Annotated in this window: 22 protein-coding genes; 6 read left to right on the top strand and 16 right to left on the bottom strand. The window is 67.3% G+C overall.

Going from position 1 to position 20,623, the window contains the following annotated elements; all coding sequences use genetic code 11:
- Positions 1-122 precede the first annotated feature (122 nt).
- On the bottom strand, positions 123-1,703 hold the full coding sequence (locus AC3ERS_RS17670) for a succinic semialdehyde dehydrogenase (protein ID WP_431968774.1): 1,581 nt from the start codon (positions 1,701-1,703) through the stop codon (positions 123-125).
- Positions 1,704-1,991: 288 nt separating this feature from the next.
- Between AC3ERS_RS17670 and AC3ERS_RS17665 the strand changes: the two genes are divergently transcribed.
- Positions 1,992-2,456, top strand: a complete 465-nt coding sequence (locus AC3ERS_RS17665) for an iron chaperone (protein ID WP_431968772.1) — start codon at positions 1,992-1,994, stop codon at positions 2,454-2,456.
- Positions 2,457-2,517: 61 nt separating this feature from the next.
- Here AC3ERS_RS17665 and AC3ERS_RS17660 read toward each other — a convergent pair whose 3' ends face one another.
- Positions 2,518-2,991 carry an SRPBCC family protein gene (locus AC3ERS_RS17660; protein ID WP_431968770.1) on the bottom strand — a complete coding sequence of 158 codons (474 nt, stop codon included), beginning with the start codon at positions 2,989-2,991 and terminating at the stop codon, positions 2,518-2,520.
- Positions 2,992-3,202: 211 nt separating this feature from the next.
- Complete coding sequence (locus AC3ERS_RS17655; RefSeq protein WP_431968768.1) at positions 3,203-3,439, bottom strand: hypothetical protein; 237 nt, start codon at positions 3,437-3,439, stop codon at positions 3,203-3,205.
- 120 nt (positions 3,440-3,559) lie between these two features.
- Between AC3ERS_RS17655 and AC3ERS_RS17650 the strand changes: the two genes are divergently transcribed.
- Complete coding sequence (locus AC3ERS_RS17650; RefSeq protein WP_431968766.1) at positions 3,560-4,147, top strand: DUF3558 family protein; 588 nt, start codon at positions 3,560-3,562, stop codon at positions 4,145-4,147.
- Between the two features lie 50 nt (positions 4,148-4,197).
- Entirely contained in the window at positions 4,198-4,467 is a 270-nt protein-coding gene (locus AC3ERS_RS17645) for a hypothetical protein (protein ID WP_431968764.1), read from the top strand.
- Here the strand turns inward: AC3ERS_RS17645 and AC3ERS_RS17640 are convergent.
- From AC3ERS_RS17640 to AC3ERS_RS17605, 8 genes are all read right to left on the bottom strand, one after another.
- The gene (locus AC3ERS_RS17640) at positions 4,460-4,822 is read right to left on the bottom strand and encodes a hypothetical protein (RefSeq protein WP_431968762.1); all 363 of its coding nucleotides are present in this window, start codon (positions 4,820-4,822) and stop codon (positions 4,460-4,462) included. The two genes, AC3ERS_RS17645 and AC3ERS_RS17640, sit on opposite strands and share 8 nt — an antisense overlap.
- Before the next feature lie 166 nt (positions 4,823-4,988).
- Complete coding sequence (locus tag AC3ERS_RS17635; RefSeq protein ID WP_431968760.1) at positions 4,989-5,270, bottom strand: metallophosphoesterase family protein; 282 nt, start codon at positions 5,268-5,270, stop codon at positions 4,989-4,991.
- A 13-nt stretch (positions 5,271-5,283) separates the two neighbouring features.
- The gene (locus AC3ERS_RS17630) at positions 5,284-5,985 is read right to left on the bottom strand and encodes a TetR/AcrR family transcriptional regulator (RefSeq protein ID WP_431968758.1); all 702 of its coding nucleotides are present in this window, start codon (positions 5,983-5,985) and stop codon (positions 5,284-5,286) included.
- Between the two features lie 107 nt (positions 5,986-6,092).
- Positions 6,093-7,010 carry an SDR family NAD(P)-dependent oxidoreductase gene (locus AC3ERS_RS17625; protein WP_431968756.1) on the bottom strand — a complete coding sequence of 306 codons (918 nt, stop codon included), beginning with the start codon at positions 7,008-7,010 and terminating at the stop codon, positions 6,093-6,095.
- 1 nt (position 7,011) lies between these two features.
- Entirely contained in the window at positions 7,012-7,830 is an 819-nt protein-coding gene (locus tag AC3ERS_RS17620; protein ID WP_431968754.1) for a crotonase/enoyl-CoA hydratase family protein, read from the bottom strand.
- A gap of 125 nt (positions 7,831-7,955) precedes the next feature.
- The gene (locus AC3ERS_RS17615) at positions 7,956-9,497 is read right to left on the bottom strand and encodes a class I adenylate-forming enzyme family protein (RefSeq protein ID WP_431968752.1); all 1,542 of its coding nucleotides are present in this window, start codon (positions 9,495-9,497) and stop codon (positions 7,956-7,958) included.
- Positions 9,498-9,669: 172 nt separating this feature from the next.
- Positions 9,670-10,812: a thiolase family protein gene (locus AC3ERS_RS17610; RefSeq protein ID WP_431968750.1), complete on the bottom strand. Its 1,143-nt coding sequence runs from the start codon at positions 10,810-10,812 to the stop codon at positions 9,670-9,672.
- Entirely contained in the window at positions 10,809-11,078 is a 270-nt protein-coding gene (locus tag AC3ERS_RS17605; RefSeq protein ID WP_431968748.1) for a hypothetical protein, read from the bottom strand. The genes AC3ERS_RS17610 and AC3ERS_RS17605 overlap by 4 nt, the downstream gene beginning before the upstream one ends.
- 576 nt (positions 11,079-11,654) lie before the next feature.
- Here AC3ERS_RS17605 and AC3ERS_RS17600 point away from each other — a divergent pair.
- Complete coding sequence (locus tag AC3ERS_RS17600) at positions 11,655-11,828, top strand: hypothetical protein (RefSeq protein WP_431968746.1); 174 nt, start codon at positions 11,655-11,657, stop codon at positions 11,826-11,828.
- A 13-nt stretch (positions 11,829-11,841) separates the two neighbouring features.
- Positions 11,842-12,327: a hypothetical protein gene (locus AC3ERS_RS17595; protein WP_431968744.1), complete on the top strand. Its 486-nt coding sequence runs from the start codon at positions 11,842-11,844 to the stop codon at positions 12,325-12,327.
- 86 nt (positions 12,328-12,413) lie between these two features.
- On the opposite strand, the gene bla is transcribed toward AC3ERS_RS17595, so the two are convergent.
- The 5 genes from bla to AC3ERS_RS17570 form a co-directional block, all read right to left on the bottom strand.
- Entirely contained in the window at positions 12,414-13,310 is an 897-nt protein-coding gene (gene bla / locus AC3ERS_RS17590; RefSeq protein WP_431968742.1) for a class A beta-lactamase, read from the bottom strand.
- A gap of 285 nt (positions 13,311-13,595) precedes the next feature.
- A complete protein-coding gene (locus AC3ERS_RS17585) occupies positions 13,596-13,982 on the bottom strand; it encodes a hypothetical protein (protein ID WP_431968740.1) in 387 nt (128 codons plus the stop codon).
- A gap of 302 nt (positions 13,983-14,284) precedes the next feature.
- On the bottom strand, positions 14,285-15,697 hold the full coding sequence (locus AC3ERS_RS17580) for a phytoene desaturase family protein (protein WP_431968738.1): 1,413 nt from the start codon (positions 15,695-15,697) through the stop codon (positions 14,285-14,287).
- A gap of 27 nt (positions 15,698-15,724) precedes the next feature.
- Positions 15,725-17,545 (bottom strand): DUF3556 domain-containing protein, encoded by a 1,821-nt coding sequence (locus AC3ERS_RS17575; RefSeq protein WP_431968736.1) that lies wholly within the window; start codon positions 17,543-17,545, stop codon positions 15,725-15,727.
- Between the two features lie 116 nt (positions 17,546-17,661).
- Positions 17,662-19,119 (bottom strand): class I adenylate-forming enzyme family protein, encoded by a 1,458-nt coding sequence (locus tag AC3ERS_RS17570; protein ID WP_431969102.1) that lies wholly within the window; start codon positions 19,117-19,119, stop codon positions 17,662-17,664.
- 250 nt (positions 19,120-19,369) lie between these two features.
- On the opposite strand from AC3ERS_RS17570, the gene AC3ERS_RS17565 reads away from it, so the two are divergent.
- A complete protein-coding gene (locus tag AC3ERS_RS17565; RefSeq protein ID WP_431968734.1) occupies positions 19,370-20,620 on the top strand; it encodes a PucR family transcriptional regulator in 1,251 nt (416 codons plus the stop codon).
- The last annotated feature ends 3 nt before the right edge of the window (positions 20,621-20,623 follow it).

Genomic DNA, 20,623 nt, shown 5'->3' with positions numbered 1-20,623 from the left:
CACCGAGAGTCGCCGACGAAGTGGCAAGCACTTGTCTCGAGCGGAGGGGATGGCAGCGAAAAGCGTTCTGAGCAGCCGAAAGCCGCCGTCTGGTTTCAGGCGGCGGCTTTCGGCTGCGGGGTTCAGCGAATACGCAGGACCTTCATCGCCTTCATGGCCTTCAGCAGGAAGTCGGCGTGCTGGGCCGCGGTGCGGCCGAACGCGGGGTCGAATCCGAGCACATGTTGTGCCGAGATATTCTGCGGCTCCACGTATTTCATCAGACCGGCGGTGCCGTGGCGGCGCCCGAGGCCGGATTGCTTCATGCCGCCCATAGGTGCGTCCTGGGCGGCGTAGGAGGAGGCGTAGCCCTCGTTGATGTTCACGGTGCCCGCTTGAATTCGGGCCGCGACGCCGCGAGCCCGCTTGACATCCTTGCTGAAAACGGCCGCGTTCAAACCGTATTCGGTGTCATTGGCCAGCTCGATCGCCTCGTCCTCGGAGTCGAACGGCGCGACCGACACCACGGGGCCGAACGTCTCCTCGCGATAGAGCTTGGCGGAAGGCGGCACATCGGTGAGCACGGTGGGATCGTAGAAGTACGGCCCGATATCCGGCCTGGCCTTGCCGCCCGCGACGACCTGCGCGCCCGCCGCGACCGCGTCCGCCACGTGCGCCTGGACGCGGTCGAGCTGCTTGGCGGAGGTCAGTGAACCGATGCCCTCGGTGAATTCCCTTGCCGCGCCGAGGGGTAGCGCGCGCACCTTGGCGCCGAAGGCGTCGACGAACCGCGGGTAGACCTCCCTGTCCACGTAGATGCGCTCGATCGACACGCACAGCTGCCCGGCATTGGCGAAACAGCCGCGCACGGCGGCGGTGGCGGTGGCGTCGATATCGGCGTCGCGCAGCACCAGCATGGGGTTCTTGCCGCCGAGTTCGAGGGAACAGCCGGTGAGAGTGGCGGCGGCCCTGGTCGCGATGGCCTTGCCCGCCGCGGTGGATCCGGTGAAGCAGACGAAATCGGCGTTGTCGATGAGGGTGTCACCGATGTCCGCCGGGTCGCCGATGACCACTTGCCACAGGTCGGCGGGAAGCCCTGCCTCGAGGAGCAGCATGCGCGGCCACAGGCTGGACAGCGCCGTCTGGGTGTCGGGCTTGTGCACCACGGCGTTTCCCGCGAGCAGCGCGGGGATCACGTCCATGGTGAGCGAGAGCGGATAGTTCCACGGCGTGATGGTCGTGACCACGCCCTTCGGGTGGTATCCCTCGCGGGTTTGGGTCAGCAGCGGCAAGGCGCCCGCGCGTCGCTTGGGGGACAGCAGTCGCGGCGCGCGCCGGGCGAAGTAGAGGGTGGATCCGACGCCGTCCACCAGTTCCTCGAGTGCGTGCATGCGGGACTTGCCGGTCTCCAGCTGGACGATGTCCAGTCCCTCCGACTGCCGGTCGAGCATGAGGTCGTGCAGCTTCAAGGCCAGCGCCGCCCGCTGCTTCACGGGCACGCGCGCCCATTCGCGCTGCGCGGCACGGGCCCGGTCGAACGCCGCTTCGACGTCGGCGGGCGTGCTCTGCGGCAAGGTCGCCACGATCCGGCCGTCGACGGGGGATGTGGTGGTCACCGTCGCCGCGGTGCCGGTGACGCCGCGGGTGAGCCGGTCGATCACAGTGCTCGCCAGGGCTTTCTCACCAAGGGGCTGCGCAGCCGTCGCGGTCGATGTTTCGGTCATGATGAACTCCTTTTCGGCGTCCATCAGCGTTACGCGGACAGGACGCGCGTCACCATGTGCCCGGGCACCTCGCTCGACGCGACTGGGCTGTGCCGCAGCACAATCCGGAGGCTCGACTGAGGTCCCGCGGAGGCCCTCACAGGCGGGTACGAGCAGCTACACCGCGGCGCCGAAAGCCTCGAGTTCGGGTCGCGCGGGCGATTGATCAGTTTCGAAGAAGCCGCCGCGCGCGTCCGCTTCCTAGCATTGTCAGTGTCGTCATCGAGTCCGTCAGGAAGGAAACCGGCAATGAGCAAGGCACAGAAGTCCGGCACGGAGACCGTCGCGAAGGGTGCCGCTTCGGTGGGTTTCACCGAGGACGAGCGGGCGGCGATGAAGGAGCACGCTCAGGAGCTGAAGACGGCTTCGCGGGCCACCAAGGCCGACGGCGAGCAGGACGTGCTGGCGAAGATCGCCGAGATGGAGGATTTCGATCGCGCGATGGCCGAGCGGATTCATGCCATCGTGACGGCCAATGCGCCCGAGTTGACGCCGAAGCTGTGGTACGGAATGCCCGCGTATGCCAAGGACGGCGCTATCGTGTGCTTCTTCCAGCCCGCGAAGAAGTTCAAAGCGCGGTACGCGACGCTCGGCTTCAACGACCCGGCGAAGCTGGACGAGGGCGGCATGTGGGCGACCGCCTTCGCGCTGAGCGAGCTGTCCGCCGAGGTGGAGCAGCGGATCGGTGAACTGGTGAAGAAAGCGGTGAGCTGAGGCCCGGCGGCTCAGCGGTCGTCCACCACGCGACCTGCCGCCGGGACACCCGCGGTGCGCGTTATCCGGCGGAATTCGTTTCCTTCTCCGCCAGCTGCGCGAGGCGTTCGAGGGACGCGGACAGTTTCTCGCCGGTGGTGGCACGCGCTCGAACCTGACGCTTCTCGTCGGTCAGCTTCGTCCAGTCATACGTGTGCGTCACCAGCGTGCGGCCCTCCTGCGCGGGCGCCAGCTCCCAGCGCCACAGGTGACCGGGCGACTCTTTGCCCTGTTCCGACGGGTGCCAGGCGATGAGCCGGCCTTCGACGAACTCGACGACATGGTTGTCGCGGACGGCGCCGTTGGTGAGGGTCATGGCGAACACGTCGCCCGCGGCGCGCACCCGCTGGCCCGAAGGCGCCTCGGCGAGGTTGTCGTTGCCGTCCCAGCGCGGCTGCTGGGCGGGGTCGGCGATGAGTTCGAAGATGTCGGCCGGGTCCGCGGCGATCTCCCGGCTGGCGCTGACGATACGAGTGTCGTCGATCTTGTCGGTCACGGGCTGAATCGAATCATCCGTCGCTCGCGCCCACAACCGTTGCGCTCGAGGCGGCCGAATCTCCGGAGGTCCATCGGGTCGCGAATTCGTCGGATGCGGTTGCCGCCTCGTAGCCTTACGCGGATGCGTCCACCGAGTGCCCACAGCGCGTCACGGCCGCTCGTCCCGATCGACGAGAAGCGAGACAACCGCCATCGAGCGCCGAAATCCGTCAGCCGTCGTAACAATTCACTGAGACATTCATCAAGACCGGCGTGCCGGCCCTGATCGCCAGGCGCTGCTCATCGGTCGATCCCAGCCACGGATCCAACACCGCCATCGGCCCGTACGACATCACATCGAGATACCATCGCTGCGGCCCGGGGCCGAGCATCGTCGAGGTCGTACCCGATTCGGACAGATAGGGCGGCTTGGTGCTGGATGTCAGATCGAACCCCGGTGCGGTCACGACCGCACGAATGTCATCGAAGGCCGGCCCGAAATAGAACTCCCGAGCGCAGTTCAGTGCAGCAGGAATGGCGGTCCGCGCCGGGATCTGGTCTGATCGGGGCGAGGGAGGACGTTCGTGATGCGGGGTTTTCTGTTCGATCGCCGGTGGATGCTCGGTGCGGCGGTGCTCGTCGTGACGGTCACGGGGTGCGACACCGAGGAGACTCCGCGACCCGATCCGTCGCCGAGCGCGGCCACCGCTGCGCCGCCGACGCCGCCCCCGTGGACGGTGGACGACCTCACCTACCATCCGTGCAGCGTCCTGGGACCGGACGATTTCGCCCGCTTCGTGCTCGAACCGCAGGGGAAGCCTGCCACGCCTCCGAAGGCGCTGCCCAGGTGCTCGTGGTCCTCCATCCAAACCGGGCCTACGGGCAGCTTCACCATCGGATTCGCCCCGAACACCAGCGATCACAGCGATCTCGACCGACGCAGAGTTCGTGATCCGCTCGAGCGGACGATCACGATCGGGGACCGCCGAGCCGCACTCGCGCCGAGCGTCCGGCCGGACGGCAGCAACGGCGGCTGCTCGGTCGACGTGTCGGTGCCGTCCGGTGGATCGTTCTACGTCGGTATCGCCGTCTCCGGCATCGATACCGGCGTCGACTGGGACGTCTGCGCGAAAACCATCGACGTCGCCACCGTCATCACCGCGCGCATGCGCTGAGGTCCGAACGCGCTGCTCGGTCGGCCGATGCCGAAATCGGGGCCGAATCGATGGGATCCGCACATGGTACGGGTGCGCTGAACGAGGTCCTCCAGGTAAGGCCGCAACTCGCCAGGGAGCGATTGCGGGTCGACGAGAGCGGAGCGCATGCGGCCAGTATGAGCCGCCGTGCCCACGGGCGCGCCGAGGTCCATGCCGAACTCGTCGAACCAGTGCGGGCCAGCGTGGCCGCCCTCGCCGGGCCCACCGTGGAACAGGCCGTTCGCGCCGCTGGGGAACGGACTGGACATCCGGAGGTCGAAGGCGGCTATCTCAGGTGATCTTCCACTTGATGTCGCCGAGGAACTGCGGGTCGTCCGGGTCGGTGATCGATCCGGCTCCGCTGGTGCCGCGCCCCGGCAAACCGCCTCCGGGCGCCCGGAAGTCGAGGAGGCCGAGTACCAGTCGCGCATCCGCCGAGGCGCCGTCGAAGACGAACGCGGTCCCGGCTCCTGGCCGATCGTCCCAATCGAACTCGCCCGATTCCGCGGGTACGAACACCGAGGCGCCGCGCCATTCGCCGAGCAATCGGTCGGAGCCCGCCGGTGCCGATTCGATGGTCATGTTGATGAACTGGACGCTGGCTGGGTCGTTGGCGTCGGTCAGTTCGACGTCGACGTTGAAATCGAAAGCCATGACAAACCTTTCCGCGATGATTCGGAGGGCCGAGAGATGGTTATGCGGTGCTTGCGCGCGTCATTCGTCGATCGCATCGTCAGTGTCCAACCGTCGTTGCCCGTGGTCATGGGTAGTTCGCTACTCGACTTTCGCGATGCGGCCGCTCGCTGCCCACGGCCTTGACTCATCGGGCCTCGGTGGGGGGCGGAATCGTGTGCAACTCGACCTCGCTCAGCCGACCCGAGCGAACCGTGGCGGTCAGGTAGGTGTGATCCGGTTGGCGGCGTTTGTCGGTGGGAGAGCCGGGGTTGAGCAGGCGGAGGCCGGTGGTGGTGACGCTGTCCCACGGGATGTGGCTGTGACCGAAGACGACGACGTCGGCGTCGTCCACTGCGCGCCACACGGGCTCGGGGAGGTCGCGCGCGCGTTTCGGGATGTGGGTGTCGTAGATGATGAGCAACCGCACGATGTCCGGTGTTTCAGTTTCGGTGGGTGTTGTTCGCGGCCGGTGTCAGGCTCTTCCTCACGAATTGCCGACAAGCCTCGGCTGCTGCGTTCAGGTCGAATGCGTCCGGGGCGATGAGGTGTTGTGCGGCCACGCCGCGCACCATGCCGATCACCGCGACCGCGGTGGCCACCGGATCGATGTCGCCATCGACGGTGCCATTGGCTTGACCGGCGCGGAGTAGGGCTTCGGCGCCGAGGCGGAACCGTGCGTCGTCTGTGGCGAATACCGGGCGCATGGTCGCCTCGGACGGAATCGCGGCCCCCCACATGACGAAGAACGCGCGACCGGTTTGCGAATGCCGAACTATCGCCTTCAGATAGTCCTCGACGAGCCCTGCCAGTATCTCGACCGCGTCGGCGTCGGTGCCTTCGATGTCGGCGACGTCGATGGCTTCGGTGACGAAGCGCTCCTGGATGCGTTGGGCGAGGCGGTCGACCAGCGCGGCTTTGCTGCCGAAGTGATGGCTGGCCAGGCCGCGGCTGTACCCGGCGAGTTGCCCCACATCAGCGAGCGATGTCTGGTCGACGCCGCGCTGGGCGAACAATGTCTCGGCGGCATCCAGTAGGGCTTGCTCGGCTTGGGCGGTGCGTTCTTGTTGAGTGCGCCGTGGCGGCGTGGCTGTCTTGCCATCGGAGCCGATGGACGTCACTGACCTAGCCGCACGACCTGCCATGAGCCCAACCCTAACTGTCTATTTGCTGAACGTTCGACAAGAATAGATGATCTGCGGGCCCCTGCCCGCGATGCCTCGGTGGGCCCGCAGATCGCTGGTCGGTTTTGTCAGCCGAGGCGCGTACCGCCGTTGACCGGCACGACTTGGCCGGTCACGTAGTTCGACAAGGGTGAGCACAGCCAGAAGATGGCGTCGGCGGCCTCGGAGATCGTGCCGGTGCGGCCGAGGGAGACGAACGGCATCGGCTTCGAGTCATAGACCTCGGCTTCGGTGGGCGGGGAATCCGGGTCGAGGGTGATCCCGAGTCGCTTGGCCTGTTTGTCTGGCATGCCGACTTGGATGGTGCGGCCGCCGGTGTGGATGACCTCGCGTTCGGATTGCGGTAGTCCGAAGCGGGTTTGGATGATGCCGAACGCCACGGCGTTGACGTTGACGTGCATCGCTCCCCATTCCTGGGCGAGAGTGCGCATCAGACCGAGCACACCCGCCTTGGCCGAGGCGTAGTTGGCCGCGCCGTCGAGCCCGATCAAGCCGGCCATGGAGGAGACCATCACCGTTTTGCGGTGGCGCAGTAGACCATTGGCGGCATCGGTCGCGGCGGCGGCGCGAAACACCGGAGCGCAGGCGCGCGCCAGGCGGAAGGGCGCCACCAGGTGGATGTCGAGCATTGCCTGGAACTGGTCGTCGGTCATGGCGTGTACGCGGCCATCCCAGGCGTAGCCGGCATTGTTGACGACGATATCGAGGCCGCCGTGGTGGGTGAGAGTGTGGCTGACGAGTTCATCGCACACACCGGGTTGCACCAGGTCGGCAACGAAGGCGGTGGCGGTGTCGGACCCGTACCTGTCGTTGATCTCGGTCACCGCTTCATCGGCCTTGGCCTTGTCGACGTCGGCGATGACGACTTTGGCGCCGTTGGCGGCCAACTGCGCCGAGGTGGCGCCGCCGATCCCACGCGAGCCGCCGGTGACGATCGCGACCTGGCCCTCGAGCAGGTTGCTGGTGAGACTGGGTTCGATCAGCATGTCAGCATCCTTTCCACACCGGAGGCCGCTTTTCCGCGAAGGCGCGCAAGCCTTCGTGCAGGTCCTCGGAATCATGCAATGCGGCAACGTATTTCATTTGTTCGTGCCAGGCGTCGTCGTCGGTCCAGTCCTGAGCGTGGGCGGCGATCTGCTTACTGGCCCGCACCGCGAGCGGCCCTGCCGCACACACCTCGCGGGCCAGCTCCAGAGCTGCGGTGAGGGCCTGGCCCGGTTCGGTGAGCTTGTTGACCAGGCCCAGTTCGGCGAATCGTGTGGCCGGCCAGGTCTTTCCGGTCAGGATCAGCTCTATCGCGATGTGGTACGCGATGCGCTTGGGGAGCCGGAAGCATCCGCCGCCGATGGCAACCAGGGAGCGAGCGGCTTCGGGCAGGCCCATCGTGGCGGTGCGGGAGGACACGATCAGATCGCATGCCAGGCACAACTCGAGCCCACCGGCGAGGGCGTGGCCCTCCACGGCGGCGATGACCGGCTTGCTCGGTGGCTGAGCCATCATGCCGAACGCGCCGCGCCGCTCGGTGACTCCCATGTCGCCGCGGGCGGCGGCGATGAGGTCCTGTCCGGCGGAGAACACGATGTCGGAGCCGGTGAGGATCGCGCACCGCAAGGAGTCGTCGGCGTCGAAGTCGTCGATCGCTTCCTCGAGGGCGTGGGCGGTCGCTCCGTCGAACGCGTTGCGGCGTTCGGGCCGGTTGATCCTGATGATCAGGATCTGTCCGTCTATCACCTCGGTCAGGATGAGATCGGAACTGCTCGCGTCGAGACCTGGTGTCTCGTCTGTTGTTCGGTCACCGAGTGACACTGAATCCTCCATTCACTGGATAGGTTCGTCCCGTGATCCAGCTACCGGCCGGGAAGGCGAGGAAGCCGATCATCGCTGCCGCGTGGCTCACGACGGTGATCGGTCGACAACGGTGGCCCGTTGAGTCAGACATTGCGTCGCCGCCCCTCCCAATAGGGTTGGCGCAGTGCATTTTTGAGTACCTTGCCGACCGGATTGCGAGGCAGATCGCCGACGAAGGCGAACTGGCGGGGCCGTTTGTAGCGGGCGAGGCGGCCTTCGAGATGCGCGAGGAGTTCCTCCTCGGACAGCGGCGATCCCGGTGTGGCGATGATGTAGGCCAGCGGCTTCTCGCCGAAGTCGCTGTCGGGGATGCCGATCACCGCGGCTTCGACGACCCTGGGGTGCGATACCAGTGCTTTCTCGATCTCGGCCGGATAGATGTTGACTCCGCCCGCGACGATCATGTCTTTGATCCGGTCGGTGATGAACACGAAACCGTCCTCGTCGAGATGGCCGACGTCGCCGGTACGGTAGAAGCCGTCCTTGATCACGTCCTCGCCGAGCGTTGGACCGCCGAGATAGTTGCGTAGAACGATCGGGGTACTGACGGCGATTTCACCCACCTCGCCAACGGGCAGCCGATTCCATTCGTCGTCGACGATCGCGATGTCGACCCCCTCATAGGGACGGCCGCTGGTGCCGGGTTTGCTCAGTTGGTGTTCCGGTGCGGTGTAGCTGATCATGCCTGGCTCGCTGGCGCCGTAGCTTTCCCAGAGCACGTCGTCGCCGAAGCGCTCGACCACCCATTCCTTCAGTGACTGCGGGACGGGCGCGGCGCCGAGCATGATCTGTGTCAGCGAGGAGAGGTCGTAGCGCTGGAATACCTCGACGGCCAGTTTCTGGATGCGCAGCATCATTGTGGGAACTCCCGCCCACGACTGGATGTTGTGGTCCTCGATCAGCCGCAACGCCTGTTCGGGCTCGAACGGGTCCAACGTCACGATTGTTCCGCCGCGGCCGCAGGTGATGGCGGCGATCTGCGGTCCTGCGCCGTGGTGTACCGGCATCGTCAACAGGGCGGTCACACCGTCGGGCTGGGGTGGAGTCCCAGCCACCGACAGCCCGTACCGCACCAGACGTTCGGGGTCTTCGATGTCGGCAGGGTTCGTCGGCGGCACACCTCGTGGGCGGCCGGTGGTGCCCGAGGTATACAACACCAACGACGGACGCGCGGGACCGAAACGGGCAGGGGCATCGGGTGTCTCGAGCAGATCCTCGTAACGGATCCCGGCAGCGCCGCGAGTTTGTCCGACGGTGATCAGCAGGCCGGGGTCGACGCCGGCCCACTCGCTGACATCGGTATCGTTGCATGCCAGCCCTTTTGCGCCACTGTCGCGCAGAATGTACATCGCTTCGTCAGGGGTCAGGCGCCAGTTCACGGCTACCTGCGCCACGCCGATCTTCTGCAGGGCACGTTGGATCACGAACCACTCGGGTGCGAGCCGAAAACGCATGCCGATGCGGTCGCCGGGGCTCAGCCCCCTTCGTGCCAGGCCCTCCGCGACACGGTCGGCGGCGTCGTTCCACTGCTTGTAGGTCAATACGGTGGAACGACTGATCACCGCGGGCCGATCCGGCCGGTGGGCGGCCCAATATTCCGGGGATCCATGGTCAGGGTGGGTCATCGTTGTCCCTCTCTGTGCGTCGCTCGGAACCGACGCGGGTTGTGACGCAGGCGCATTCGATTCCTGCGACATGTAACTTGCTGAACAGTCAGCAAATATCTTGGACACGGGTTGTGTGTTCAGGTCGCCTCGGTAGGTGAATTCGACTTTCGTGCAGTGGATTTCGCCGCAATCAGTTTCGTGAGAGAACGTGGACGGCGCACACGGCGCCGATGCCCACCATGTGGGCGACGCCGATGCGAGCGCCGGGATGCTGGCGCGGACCGGCTTCCCCGCGCAGCTGGGTGGTCAATTCCGCGATCTGGCCCACGCCGGTCGGGCCGATCGGATGGCCCATCGACAACAACCCACCGGAGGGATTGACCGCCACCCGGCCGCCGATATCGAACTCGCCCGCCGACAGCGCGGCCGCCGCCTGCCCGGGCTTGCAGATTCGCATGGCCTCGAGATACACCAGCTCTTCGATGGTGAAGGCATCGTGCAGCTCGACCAGATCCACATCGTCGGCGGAAACGCCAGCGGCTTCCAACGCCTCGGTGGTGGTCTCGGCCGTCAGTGCCGCATCGAAATTCGCTGTGCCGTAGAACGTTTCCGACCGCAATGCCGATGATCGAACCCGCACGGCCCTTTCCCGGTTCAGGCCGAGCTCGTCGATCGCACGGTCGGAGACGACGAGAGCCGCCGCCGCGCCCTCACCGACAGGGCAACACTGCAGGCGAGTGAAGATGCCGCTGAGATGCGGTGGCGCCAGCACCTCCGCCAGGGAGCGGGCCTTGGGGCGCTGCGCATTCGGATTCAGCGCCGCGTTGCGACTGTTCTTGACCGCCACCTGAGCGATCTGCTCCGGTGCCGCGCCCGTCTCGTGCATGTAGCGCGAGGCCAGCAATGCGAAGTGGGTGACCGGCAGTATCCGGCTCCCGACCAAATCGTCCAGACCCGCCGCATGGGTCGGGGTCGAGAAGTTCAGCGGCTTGTCGACGCCGACCGCGATGGCCACATCGTGCACCCCGGCGGCTACGTCGAGGTAGGCCTGGCGGAACGCGCTGGAACCCGACGCGGAGGCGTTCTCGATCTGCACCATCGGGATACCGGTTGCCCCCAGGTGTCGATACATCAAGCGCGACAACGCCATCGACGTCGTCGCCGTACCTGTGTAAGCGGTCTCCACCTGCGTCCAGCTCATGCCCGCATCGGCGAGTGCCGCCCGGACGGCGGTGAGCCCCAATTCGGTGTACGGCGTTCCGCCGGGCTTCTGATAAGGGTGCAGCCCCACGCCGACCACCCATGCCCTCCGGAGTCCGGTTGCCGCGCTCACGCATCCGCTCCGTCCACCTGGGCCGCGCTCGCGAACGCAGGCTCGACCAGCTCCGAACCGGCATCGCCGTGCCCGACGACATGCCATCGCGCCGAAACCCGATCTCCGATTCGGACAGCCGGAGATTCCGGGTGCGCCACGGCACGGATCAACGGCCCGGCATCGAGGGCAACCTCGACAACCGTGAAAGGCGCAGCGCCCTGCGAATTCATGGTCACGTCGGCGACCGCGAACACGACGCCGTCCGAGGGCAGCGGCTTGGACACGAGCTGATCCGCTGAGGCGCCGCAACTCTCACACCCGAGCCCGATCGGCGGGAAGTACCCGGCCACAACTCGCGCATTCGGCACCCTTCAAAACCGGGTCATCGAGCGAGGGATCGTAGAGCCGGGGGTGGATAGCGACTCGCACCGCAACCTCCAAGATACTTGTTAGCCGTTCAGCAAGTTAATGCTAGCAGTTCTCCTGCGAGAGAAACAGCCCCTGGAGAAAGAGCGCCCCCGACCTCGCGATGAGCCGCACGAGCTGCGACATCTCGGCGCGGATTCGCCGGATCCGGTGGGCACGAGCGCCAGGTCGGAGTCTCGGCGGTGAGGTCGCCGAGCGCCTCGACCGACCGCCGCGTCTCGGTATCGATCAGGATCGTGGAGTCCGGCGACCCGACCGCGCGGCCGCGAAGGTTCGGCGGGGGTAATCCCCGCTGGTATCGCACCGCTGTGCGCGGGGCCGCCACCGGCAGGCCGTGGCACGTGCGGAACCCGCGAGACCGAAGCGGCCGATCGAGAACTCGGGCACCGGATCCGCGCATGAGCGGACCCCGGAACTGTCACAATCGAAGTCTGATGACCGAGCAGCAGGATTCGGGCGAGGACAAGGATCCGCCTCCTACGGGATGGATCACGTTCGACCACGCCTACGGCCCCGCCGGGTTCGGGTATCCGCAGCAGCCGTACGGCGTAGGTTCGGCGGAGGGCCCGATCAGAAGGTTCTTCAAGCGATTGTTCAGGACGAAGTAGCGGCGGTTCGGCGATGGCGGAACAGGGCGCGGCGTGGGCGAGCTTCATTCACGACCAGCTCGAGCGCGAGTACTCCCGCCGCGACACACTGAATACGCGGGCCGCGTCCGCCGTCACCAGCGCGACCGGCCTCGTCACCCTCGTGCTCGCGGTGGTGGCGGTGTTGAAGGGCAAGGACTTCACGCTCACCGGAGCCGCGCTTGTCGCGCTCTACGTCGCGATGCTGGCGCTGCTCGGCTCGGCGGTGCTCGCGGTCCTCGCCGGGGTGAGCTGGCGCTATCGCGTCACCTCCCTCGATTCGATGCGTGCGATGTTGACCGAGCACTGGCGCGATGCCGAGGTGGACGCCCGCTATGTGGCGGCGTACTGCCACTTGGAGTCGATCGCCTCGCTGCGGGCCGGGACGTCGCTGAAGGCATACTTGCTGATGGGCGCCGCCGGAATGCAGGTGATCTCGATCCTCGCGATGGCTACCAGCGCCCTCGTTCTCGTAGCATGACACTTGCGGTCACCTTCACGTCGCGAAGAACTCGGCGACTGAGTTGCAATCACCTCGGCGTCGCGAAGAATTCGGCGACCAAGCGGTCAGGTGAGGGTGTCGACGACGTAGGTGGCGGCCTGCGCGAGCAGGGCCTGGTCGTAGCGAGCGTCCACGGTGGCTTTGCTCGACATCAGCGCGATGACGAGCGGGGCGGAGCCGGGCGGCCATACGATGCCGATGTCGTTGAGCGTGCCGTAGTCGCCGGTGCCGGTCTTGTCGGCCACCGTCCAGCCCTGCGGCACCCCCGCCCGGATGCGTTGTGCGCCGGTGGTGTTGTGTTCGAGGAGGTCGCGGAGGAAGGCGCGCTTGTCGGCGGGCAGGGCGTCGCCCAGCACGATTCGCTGGTAGTCGGTGCCGAGGGCGCGCGGCGAGGTGGTGTCGCGGGGGTCGCCCGGTGTGGCCTCGGTGATCGCCGGTTCGATGCGATCCATCCGCGTGACGGTGTCGCCGAGGCTTCGCGCGTACGCCGTCAGTTCGGCGGGGCCGCCGAGGTCGCGGAGCAGCAGGTTGCCCGCGGTCCCGTCGCTGAAACGGACTGCCGCGTCGCACAAGTCGCGGATCGTCATCCCCGTCGCCACGTGTCGCGAGGTGACGGAGGCGCTCTTCAAGAGATCCGCTTCGGTGTAGGAGACGACAGTGTCCAAGTGCGACAGCGGATTACGGTGCAGCACCGCCGCCGCGGCCAACCCTTTGAACGTCGAACAGAAGGCGAAGCGCTCGTCTGCTCGGTGGGTGATGGTCGCGCCGGTGCCCGTCGCGAGTGCGTAGACGCCGAGGCGTGCGTCGAACTGTCGTTCCAATTCGTCGAGACGCTCGTGGTTGATCTCCGTCGGAGTCGCCGGAGCCGCGGCAGGCGGCGCCGGTGCCGTCGCACAGCCCGCGAGGGGCAAGAACGCGGCCGCGCCGAGGAGACCGCGGCGGGTGAGTAGCGGTCGCGACAACGTCACTGTTCCTTCCCCTGGTGCGCGATGCTCGCGGTGTCGATGACACACACTGCGGGCTAGGTGTCGGCGGTCGCGTCGTCCGGCGTTCCCCGGCCGCTGACCCCGGCAGTAGTGCGCACGCCTGATCATCCTGTGGTCCCATGAATACCGGAACATCTCGGCTCGCGCACGTTCCGGCTCTCACCGACGTGCATCGACCGCGGACTCGGTCCGGTGACGGCCCGTGGCTTCGCTGAGGGCTCGCCGTCTTTGGGGCAGCGGTGCTTCTGTCCTTCACGAGGCTCAAAGAACGGGCCGATTCCGCGTCCCGTAGATCCCCCACTCGTCACCGCGCAAGTACGCGAGATGCTGAGCGTCGGCGCGGGCGGCGAGTGCGGCGGCGACCTCGGCGGTGGCATTGCGGCGCAGCTTCAGCAGCACGCCGAGACAACCGGCCACGATCGCGAAGCCGAGAACCGTGCCGCCGAGCTCGGCGTCGAACAGGTTGCCGATCCCGATGAGCAAACCGAATGCCGCGACGGCCCACGTCCACGCGCCGGGATGCCGCCGCATCGACTCCCGCACCCTGGCGTAGGCCTGCTTGGTCTTGTCGGGGTCCTGGAAGCACCAGACGACGAGGTAGAAAGGCCACAGGAACGGAGCCAACAGCAACAGGACGATGATCTTCATGGCCCTCCTCTCACGGCGCACGGGGATGAGGACTACCCATTCGATCGAAACCCAGTCCACCCGGTGTTACCCGGCGCGACCTCCCCACAGCTAGCGTCTCGGATTTTGTCCTGCGGGGCAAGCAGTGATTCGTGGCACTTCGCCGTTCGAGCGATTCCTTTCCGGTCCAGGTCGCCGCGGGTTCGGGGTCCGGATCCGGTCACTCATATGAGCCGGTCAGATGTACCGCGAGGTCGAGGCGGGCGACTACCGAGACCTGCGCGGATTCGTGGCGTCTTCGCCGTGCGAGGTCGGCACGCGGCTCATCGAAGGCGGCGCAGGGCGCGCTCGGCGGCGTTGGCGCCACACATGCCGTGCGCGCCGGGGCCGGGTGGGGTGGCGGCCGAGCACAGGTAGTGACCCGGGATGCCGATGTCATAGGGCCACAAGGTTTTCCGCGGACCGAAGACGAGCTGGGGGATGTCCTTGGCTCCGGTCATGATGTTGCCGCCGACGTAGTTGGGGTTGTAGTCGGCGAATTCCGTGGTGGTGCGCACGGCGGCGCCGAGGACGCGGTCGCGGAAGCCGGGCGCGAATCGTTCGATCTGATCGATGATCGCGGCGGTGGCGTCGCCGGTGTAGCCGTGCGGGACGTGGGCGTAGGCCCAGATCGGGTGGATGTCGCCGACCGAGCGCTGTGGGTCGGCCAGGTACTGCTGCCCGACCAGCACGAACGGCCGCTCGGGCATCCGTCCGGCGTGGATGTCGCGCTCGGTCGCGGCGATCTCGGAGTAGCTGCCGCCGAGGTGCACAGTGCCCGCGCGGCGGGCGGCTTCGGCCGTCCAAGGGACTCCGTCCTGGACGGCGAAGTCGACTTTGAAGGCGCCGGGTCCGTAGCGAAAACGCCGGAAGGCCTTGCTGATTCGCGCGGGCAGCCGGTCGCCGAGGATGTCGGCGACGGCCGTGGGCGCCACATCCCACAGGGCGACGTCCGCCGGGGGCAGGTCGGTCGCGGTCCGCACCGGCGTCCCGGTCTCGATCTTGCCGCCGAGATCGCTGAGCAGCGCCGCCATCGCGTCGGTGATGCGCTGGGATCCGCCCGCGGCGACGGCCCACCCGTAGGCGTGCCCCGCGGTGAGGATGCCGAGGCCGATGCTGGCGCTGAGCGGCCGGTTCAGCGGGTGAAAGGCGTGCGCGGCGACGCCGCCGAACAGACCGCGCGCCTGCGGGGTGCGGAAGGCCTCGGCGAGCAGGTCGGCCGAGGCGAGCGCGGGAATCCCGAAGCGCGCCAAGCTCAACGGATGACGCGGCACGCGCAGCAGCGGCCGCATGATGTCCGGGCTCATGCGGTCGTAGCGCGCGGTGGGGCGTTCGAACAGCAGCCGCCAGGCCCGGCCGTCGGCGCCGAGGCCCTCGGCCGTGTCGGCGACGGATCGGTGCAGCACACCGGCGCTGCCGTCGTCGAGCGGGTGGACGCAGTCGATCTCCGGCCACACCCACGTCAGCCCGTAGCGGGCGAGGTCGAGCGACCGCAGGAGCGGAGAGCCGACGGCCATCGGGTGGATGGCCGAGCACTGGTCGTGCAGCAGACCGGGCACGATCGCTTCGCGGGTCCGTGCGCCGCCGCCGATCTCGTCGGCGGCCTCCAGCACGGTGACCTGAAGCCCCGCCCTGGCCAGGACGATCGCCGCCGCGAGGCCGTTGGGGCCGCCGCCGACCACCAGTGCTGTGCTCATATCGCTCTCCGTTCCGTTGATCGCGGGTCAGCCGACGCGCTGCGGCTCGGGTTCGGGCGCGGGCCCGGCGGGCAGTGTCGGCGCCTCGTATCCGGCACGCCGCCAGGTCACTTCGTGCGGGATCGGGCCGTCGGGCAGCCACGGCTGTGCCTGCACCGCGTCGCGCACCCGCCACTCGCCGCGCTCGACGACGCCGAGCGCCGCGTCGATGACCTGGTACCGCTGGGTGCCGCGGTGGACCGGCTGGGACTCCACCCACACGATGATCCACTCACCGGGGGCGAAGCCGACGCGGGACTGCACCGCCTCGATCAAATCGGTGTGGTGCAGGTGCCCGTCGCCGAAGTTGAAGCCGATCAGCGAGTTGCAGCCGAACTCGGCCTCGCGCACCGTCCACCGATCGAGCTCGGGAATGTGCTTGTACAGCAGCGAGAACAGGCCGCGGCCCTGGCTGTGCATGGACCGCCACGCGATGGTCTGCTGCATGGTGATCTCGGCGATGGCCTTCGGGTAGCCCATGGCCTGCAACTGGTCGAGCTGATTCTCGGTCGGCCGGTGCGGCAGTGTGTTCAGCTTCTCCTCCGCGCCGGGGGCGAAGGCCCACAGTGCCGAGGCCCAGTTGCCCGCGTACTGCCGCATCGACGGCAGGAACGACACCAGATCCGGACGCAGGTTGCCGAGGATCGGGAAGAACAGCAGCGCGGCGGTGATGCCGAGGGCCAGCCACGGCGAGGACATGTCGGTGACGGCATAGCCGTCGGCCGCGGGATAGCCGAGGAACAGGAACACCGACAGGTAGGCGAACAAGACGTTCCACTCCAGCGGCACCGCCAGCGGGAAGGTGGAAATGATGAAGCAGTGGAACACCACCATCATCACCACGCCGGCCAGGGTCAGCCAGTAATTGGTCGAGAACAGCAGTACCAGCGGCGTGATGATCTCCACCGTGGTCCCGCCGACGTGGGCGAGGAACGAGGCCACCTTGGACGGGCGCAGGTCGCGCGGGAAGTCGCGGTAGTGCAGCCGCTCGAGCCACCGGAACGGCACGCTCGGGCTGTTGGACACCATCGGCGGAACCACATTCGTGAAGTGAATGCCGAACTTGGAGACGCCTGCGCCGATCCAGACGACGCAGATCAGCAGCTTGGCCGCGATGATCATGTCGACGAACGGCAGCGCCGCGAAGAAGATCAAGGCGGGGAGGTACTGCTCACCGCGCGCCGCGAGGAAGATCGTCTTGTCCCGCAGCCCGCACAGCACGTAGAGCGCGATCGGCGCGATCAGCAGCGCCGGATTCACCAGCCCGGAGGTGTCGCCCGGCAGCGCCGCGTTCAGCGACGCGCTCGGGACGCCGGGCAGCGCGATCGCCACCAGCAGCGTGCCGAGGAAGGCCAGGTAGAGGACGACGTCGAGGATCGTGCGGGTGTCGCCGTTGGTGAGCGGCACGCGCCGCCACGGCCGCAGACGGATCGTGCCCGGCCTGGCCCAGAACAGGATTCCGCCGGTCATCGGCTTGAACTTGCCCGCGAGCGGACCCCAGGAACCGGCCAGGCCGATGGCCTCGAGCAGGACGGTCCACAGCACCAGCTTCTGGTAGACGATCGGTTCGTTCCACCAGCCGCTCACGTCCCAGACCGGTCCGACGCCGGAGGTCCAGGTCGCCAGCGCCGCGCCACCCAGGATGTAGAGCACGAGGAGTTTGACGATATAGACGGTGTGGATCATTCTCGGGCTGCCGAAGCCGTAATCCACCCAGTGCAGCGCCAGGGTCTGCATGCGCTCGCGCAGTGGTTTGTCGAGAAATGTATCGACGTCGACGGGCGGGAAATCTCCCGTTTTGAACCCCATTGTTTCGAACCTTTCTTGCTACCGTTTTTCGGGTGCACGACATCGACGTCCGTGAGCGCGTGGCTCCGACGGCGTACTGTGCCTTCGTGGATTTGTTTACCGAATGCTGTCGATGCTCAGGCAGGAGCCGGCATCGTGCGCAATTTTCTCTTGTCGATCTTGCCCACCGGATTGCGTGGTAGTTCTTCCGTGAGATGAATGGCGACCGGGATTTTGACCCGGGCCAGCGAGATGCCGCAATGCTCGAGCAAGTTCGAGGCGGTGACCGTGGTCCCCGGCATGGCGACCACGTGCGCGACCGGCACCTCGCCGAGCACCTCGTGCGGTGCGCCGACCACGGCGGCCTCGAGCACGTCCGGGTGGGCGTGCAGGACGTTCTCGATCTCCTTGGGGTAGATGTTCTCCCCGCCGCGGATGATCATGTCCTTGATGCGGTCGACCAGCACCAGGTAGCCGTCCTGGTCGAAGTAGCCGACGTCGCCGGTGTGCAGCCAGCCGTCGACGACGGTCTGCGCGGTCGCCTCAGGGCGGCCCAGGTATCCGCGCATCACGTTCGGGCCCTTGATCACCACCTCGCCGGTCTCGCCAGGATCGGCGATGAAGCCGTTGGGGTCCACGATCGCGACCGTCTGACCGGGCAGCGGCACCCCGACCGTGCCCGGCTTGCGCGGCCCGCCCGGCGGGTTCACGGTCGACGCGCAGGTGCCCTCGGACAGGCCGTAGCCCTCGACGACCGGTACGTCGAAACGAGATTCGAACCGCGCGATGAGCTCGGCGGGCATCGGCGCCGCGCCGCACACGACCCGGCGAAGTGACGAGGTGTCCGGTGTCCGCTCCGGGGATTGGGTCACCAGCATGGCGTAGATCGCGGGCACCGCGGAGAAGTAGGTCGGCCGGACGCGTTCGATCACGTCGAAGAAGGTCGACGCGGAGAAACGCCCGGCGATGGTGGCCCTGCCCCCGGCCAGCAGCGGCGAGAGCACGCTGACCACGATCCCGTTGACGTGGAACAGCGGCAGGATCAGCAGGCTGTGATCGGTCTCGTCCAGGCCGAGCGTCTCGATGAGCATGGCGCACATGGCGGCGATGTTCGAGTGATCGAGCACCACGCCCTTCGGCTGTCCGGTGGTGCCGCTGGTGTAGATGATCAGCGCGGTCGCGTCGTCCTCGGTGACGGCCGCGGGCGCCGGCGCGGTGGTCGTCGCGGCGGGGCCCGCCACGTCGGCCACATCCAGCGACTCGAGGCCGCGCCCGCCTTCGGTGATCACGACTTTCGCGGCGCAATCCGAAATCTGGTATTGCAGTTCGTCGAAAGTCGAATCCGGTTTGACCGGGGTGACAGCGGCGCCGAGATGCCAGGCCGCGAAAAGGATGACCACCAATTCCAGCTGATTCGGCAAGACCACCGCGACCACGTCGCCGCGCCCCACTCCGTGTGTGTGCAGAATTGTCGCGGCGGTCTGAACGCGGCGCGCGAAATTCGCGTTGTCGAGTTCTTCGCGATCGTCCGCGAGGCAGGGTCCGGTCGGATTCCAGAGCGCCCGGACGCGGGGTGTCTCGGCTACGTGCTGCACCATTTCCTCACCATCGAATGCGTATGTGACGGGGATTACATTCCCAAGGTAGGGAAATTGCCGGGGCAGGGCTACGGGCCGGTATCCCAGAGTTTCCGCCGCGTGTTGTGCCCGTGGCACAAAGGGAGTGCGCAAGCGCCCGTCCGGACCGCTGACCTGGAGTATCGTCCGGGCCGATGAGCGAATGCAGTGAGAGAACGATGGGCCGACGTGCGACAGCCGTGCCGGAGCCGGGCGGCGGGGCACGGGCATGAACGACGAGGTCGAGTCGACGGTCCGCGAGGTCGCCGAAGACATCAAAGCCGACCTTCCCCGGCTGCTCACGGACATGACCGCGATGTTCGCCGAGATGATCCCGGAGTTCCGGCACGACGACGAGGTGCGGCGGCTGATGGTGGCCAGCACGGCCTCGAACCTCGCCGGGATCCTCGATCTGCTGACGCTGGGCATCTCGTTCGACGACCTCACCGTGCCGCCCGCCGCCGCCGAGTACGCCCGCCGGTTCGCCCAGCACGGGATGTCGCTGGAGGCTTTGCTGCGCGCCTATCGCCTAGGGGAGCACATGTTCGCGCAGACGGCGATGAGCGTGCTGCGGACACTCGACCCATCGGCCGAACTGGCCCTGGCGACCACCAGCCGGATCGCGTCACTGGTCAACCGTTATATCGACGCAGTCATCGAGGGCATCATCGACATCTACGAGAACGAGCGGCGGCGCTGGGACGCGCGCTCGGACGCGACGCGCGCCGCGCAGGTCCGGGCCGTCCTGGAGGGAGAGCGGCTGGATCTGCCTTCGGCGGAACAGATGCTGGGGACCTCGCTGCGCGGCTGGCATCTGGCCGCGATCATCTGGACGCCGCCCGGCTCCCCGGCCTCCTACGACCTGCTGCGCACCGGTGCGGGCATGCTCGCCACCGCGACCGGCAAGCTTCCGCTGACGATCCTCGTCGACGAACACAACTGCTGGGCCTGGATCTCCTCGACGGGCAGGCCCTCACTCGACGTGGCGGTGCTCGAAGCCGAATTGCGCAAGCAACCGTCGCTCCGGATGGCGGTCGGCGATCGCGGGTTCGGGCTCGCCGGGTTCCGGCAGACGTTCCACGACGCCCAGGGCGCGCGCGGCGTGGCGGTAGCCGCCGCCAAAGTCCGCCAGCTGACCCTGTACTCGCGCGTCGCCGTGGCCGGTCTGCTGATGGACCGCCTGCCGGACGTGCGGGCCTGGGCGCACCGGGTGCTCGGCGATCTGATGCGCGACGACGAGTCGACGGCCCGCCTGCGCGAGACCGCCCAGGTGTACCTGGACGCGCGCGGCAGCCTCACCGACGCGGCCGCCCGCATGCACGTCCACAAGAACACCGTGCACTACCGGGTGCGCAAAGCCGAAGAGCTGCTCGGTCATTCGCTCGGCACCAATCGGCTCGACGTCGAGATCGCGCTCATGGTGTGCGCGCAGTTCGGTGTCACCGCACCGGCTTCCGGCCGCTCCGACACCGCGGAGTGACCG

Source organism: Nocardia sp. bgisy134 (genome assembly GCF_057708325.1).
Note: the sequence above shows the minus strand (reverse complement) of the source record. Positions and strands in the feature narration are given on the sequence as shown.

Excerpts from the sequence above, each read along its gene's own strand:
- AC3ERS_RS17625 (WP_431968756.1), bottom strand. The coding sequence starts at position 7,010 with ATGCTGATCGAACCCAGTCTCACCAGCAACCTGCTCGAGGGCCAGGTC.
- AC3ERS_RS17575 (WP_431968736.1), bottom strand. The coding sequence starts at position 17,545 with ATGGGGTTCAAAACGGGAGATTTCCCGCCCGTCGACGTCGATACATTT.
- AC3ERS_RS17630 (WP_431968758.1), bottom strand. The coding sequence starts at position 5,985 with ATGGCAGGTCGTGCGGCTAGGTCAGTGACGTCCATCGGCTCCGATGGC.
- AC3ERS_RS17670 (WP_431968774.1), bottom strand. The coding sequence starts at position 1,703 with ATGACCGAAACATCGACCGCGACGGCTGCGCAGCCCCTTGGTGAGAAA.
- AC3ERS_RS17565 (WP_431968734.1), top strand. The coding sequence starts at position 19,370 with ATGAACGACGAGGTCGAGTCGACGGTCCGCGAGGTCGCCGAAGACATC.
- AC3ERS_RS17645 (WP_431968764.1), top strand. The coding sequence starts at position 4,198 with ATGGGATCCGCACATGGTACGGGTGCGCTGAACGAGGTCCTCCAGGTA.
- AC3ERS_RS17615 (WP_431968752.1), bottom strand. The coding sequence starts at position 9,497 with ATGACCCACCCTGACCATGGATCCCCGGAATATTGGGCCGCCCACCGG.
- AC3ERS_RS17640 (WP_431968762.1), bottom strand. The coding sequence starts at position 4,822 with ATGGCTTTCGATTTCAACGTCGACGTCGAACTGACCGACGCCAACGAC.
- AC3ERS_RS17650 (WP_431968766.1), top strand. The coding sequence starts at position 3,560 with ATGCGGGGTTTTCTGTTCGATCGCCGGTGGATGCTCGGTGCGGCGGTG.
- AC3ERS_RS17580 (WP_431968738.1), bottom strand. The coding sequence starts at position 15,697 with ATGAGCACAGCACTGGTGGTCGGCGGCGGCCCCAACGGCCTCGCGGCG.
- AC3ERS_RS17665 (WP_431968772.1), top strand. The coding sequence starts at position 1,992 with ATGAGCAAGGCACAGAAGTCCGGCACGGAGACCGTCGCGAAGGGTGCC.
- AC3ERS_RS17585 (WP_431968740.1), bottom strand. The coding sequence starts at position 13,982 with ATGAAGATCATCGTCCTGTTGCTGTTGGCTCCGTTCCTGTGGCCTTTC.
- AC3ERS_RS17600 (WP_431968746.1), top strand. The coding sequence starts at position 11,655 with ATGACCGAGCAGCAGGATTCGGGCGAGGACAAGGATCCGCCTCCTACG.
- AC3ERS_RS17595 (WP_431968744.1), top strand. The coding sequence starts at position 11,842 with ATGGCGGAACAGGGCGCGGCGTGGGCGAGCTTCATTCACGACCAGCTC.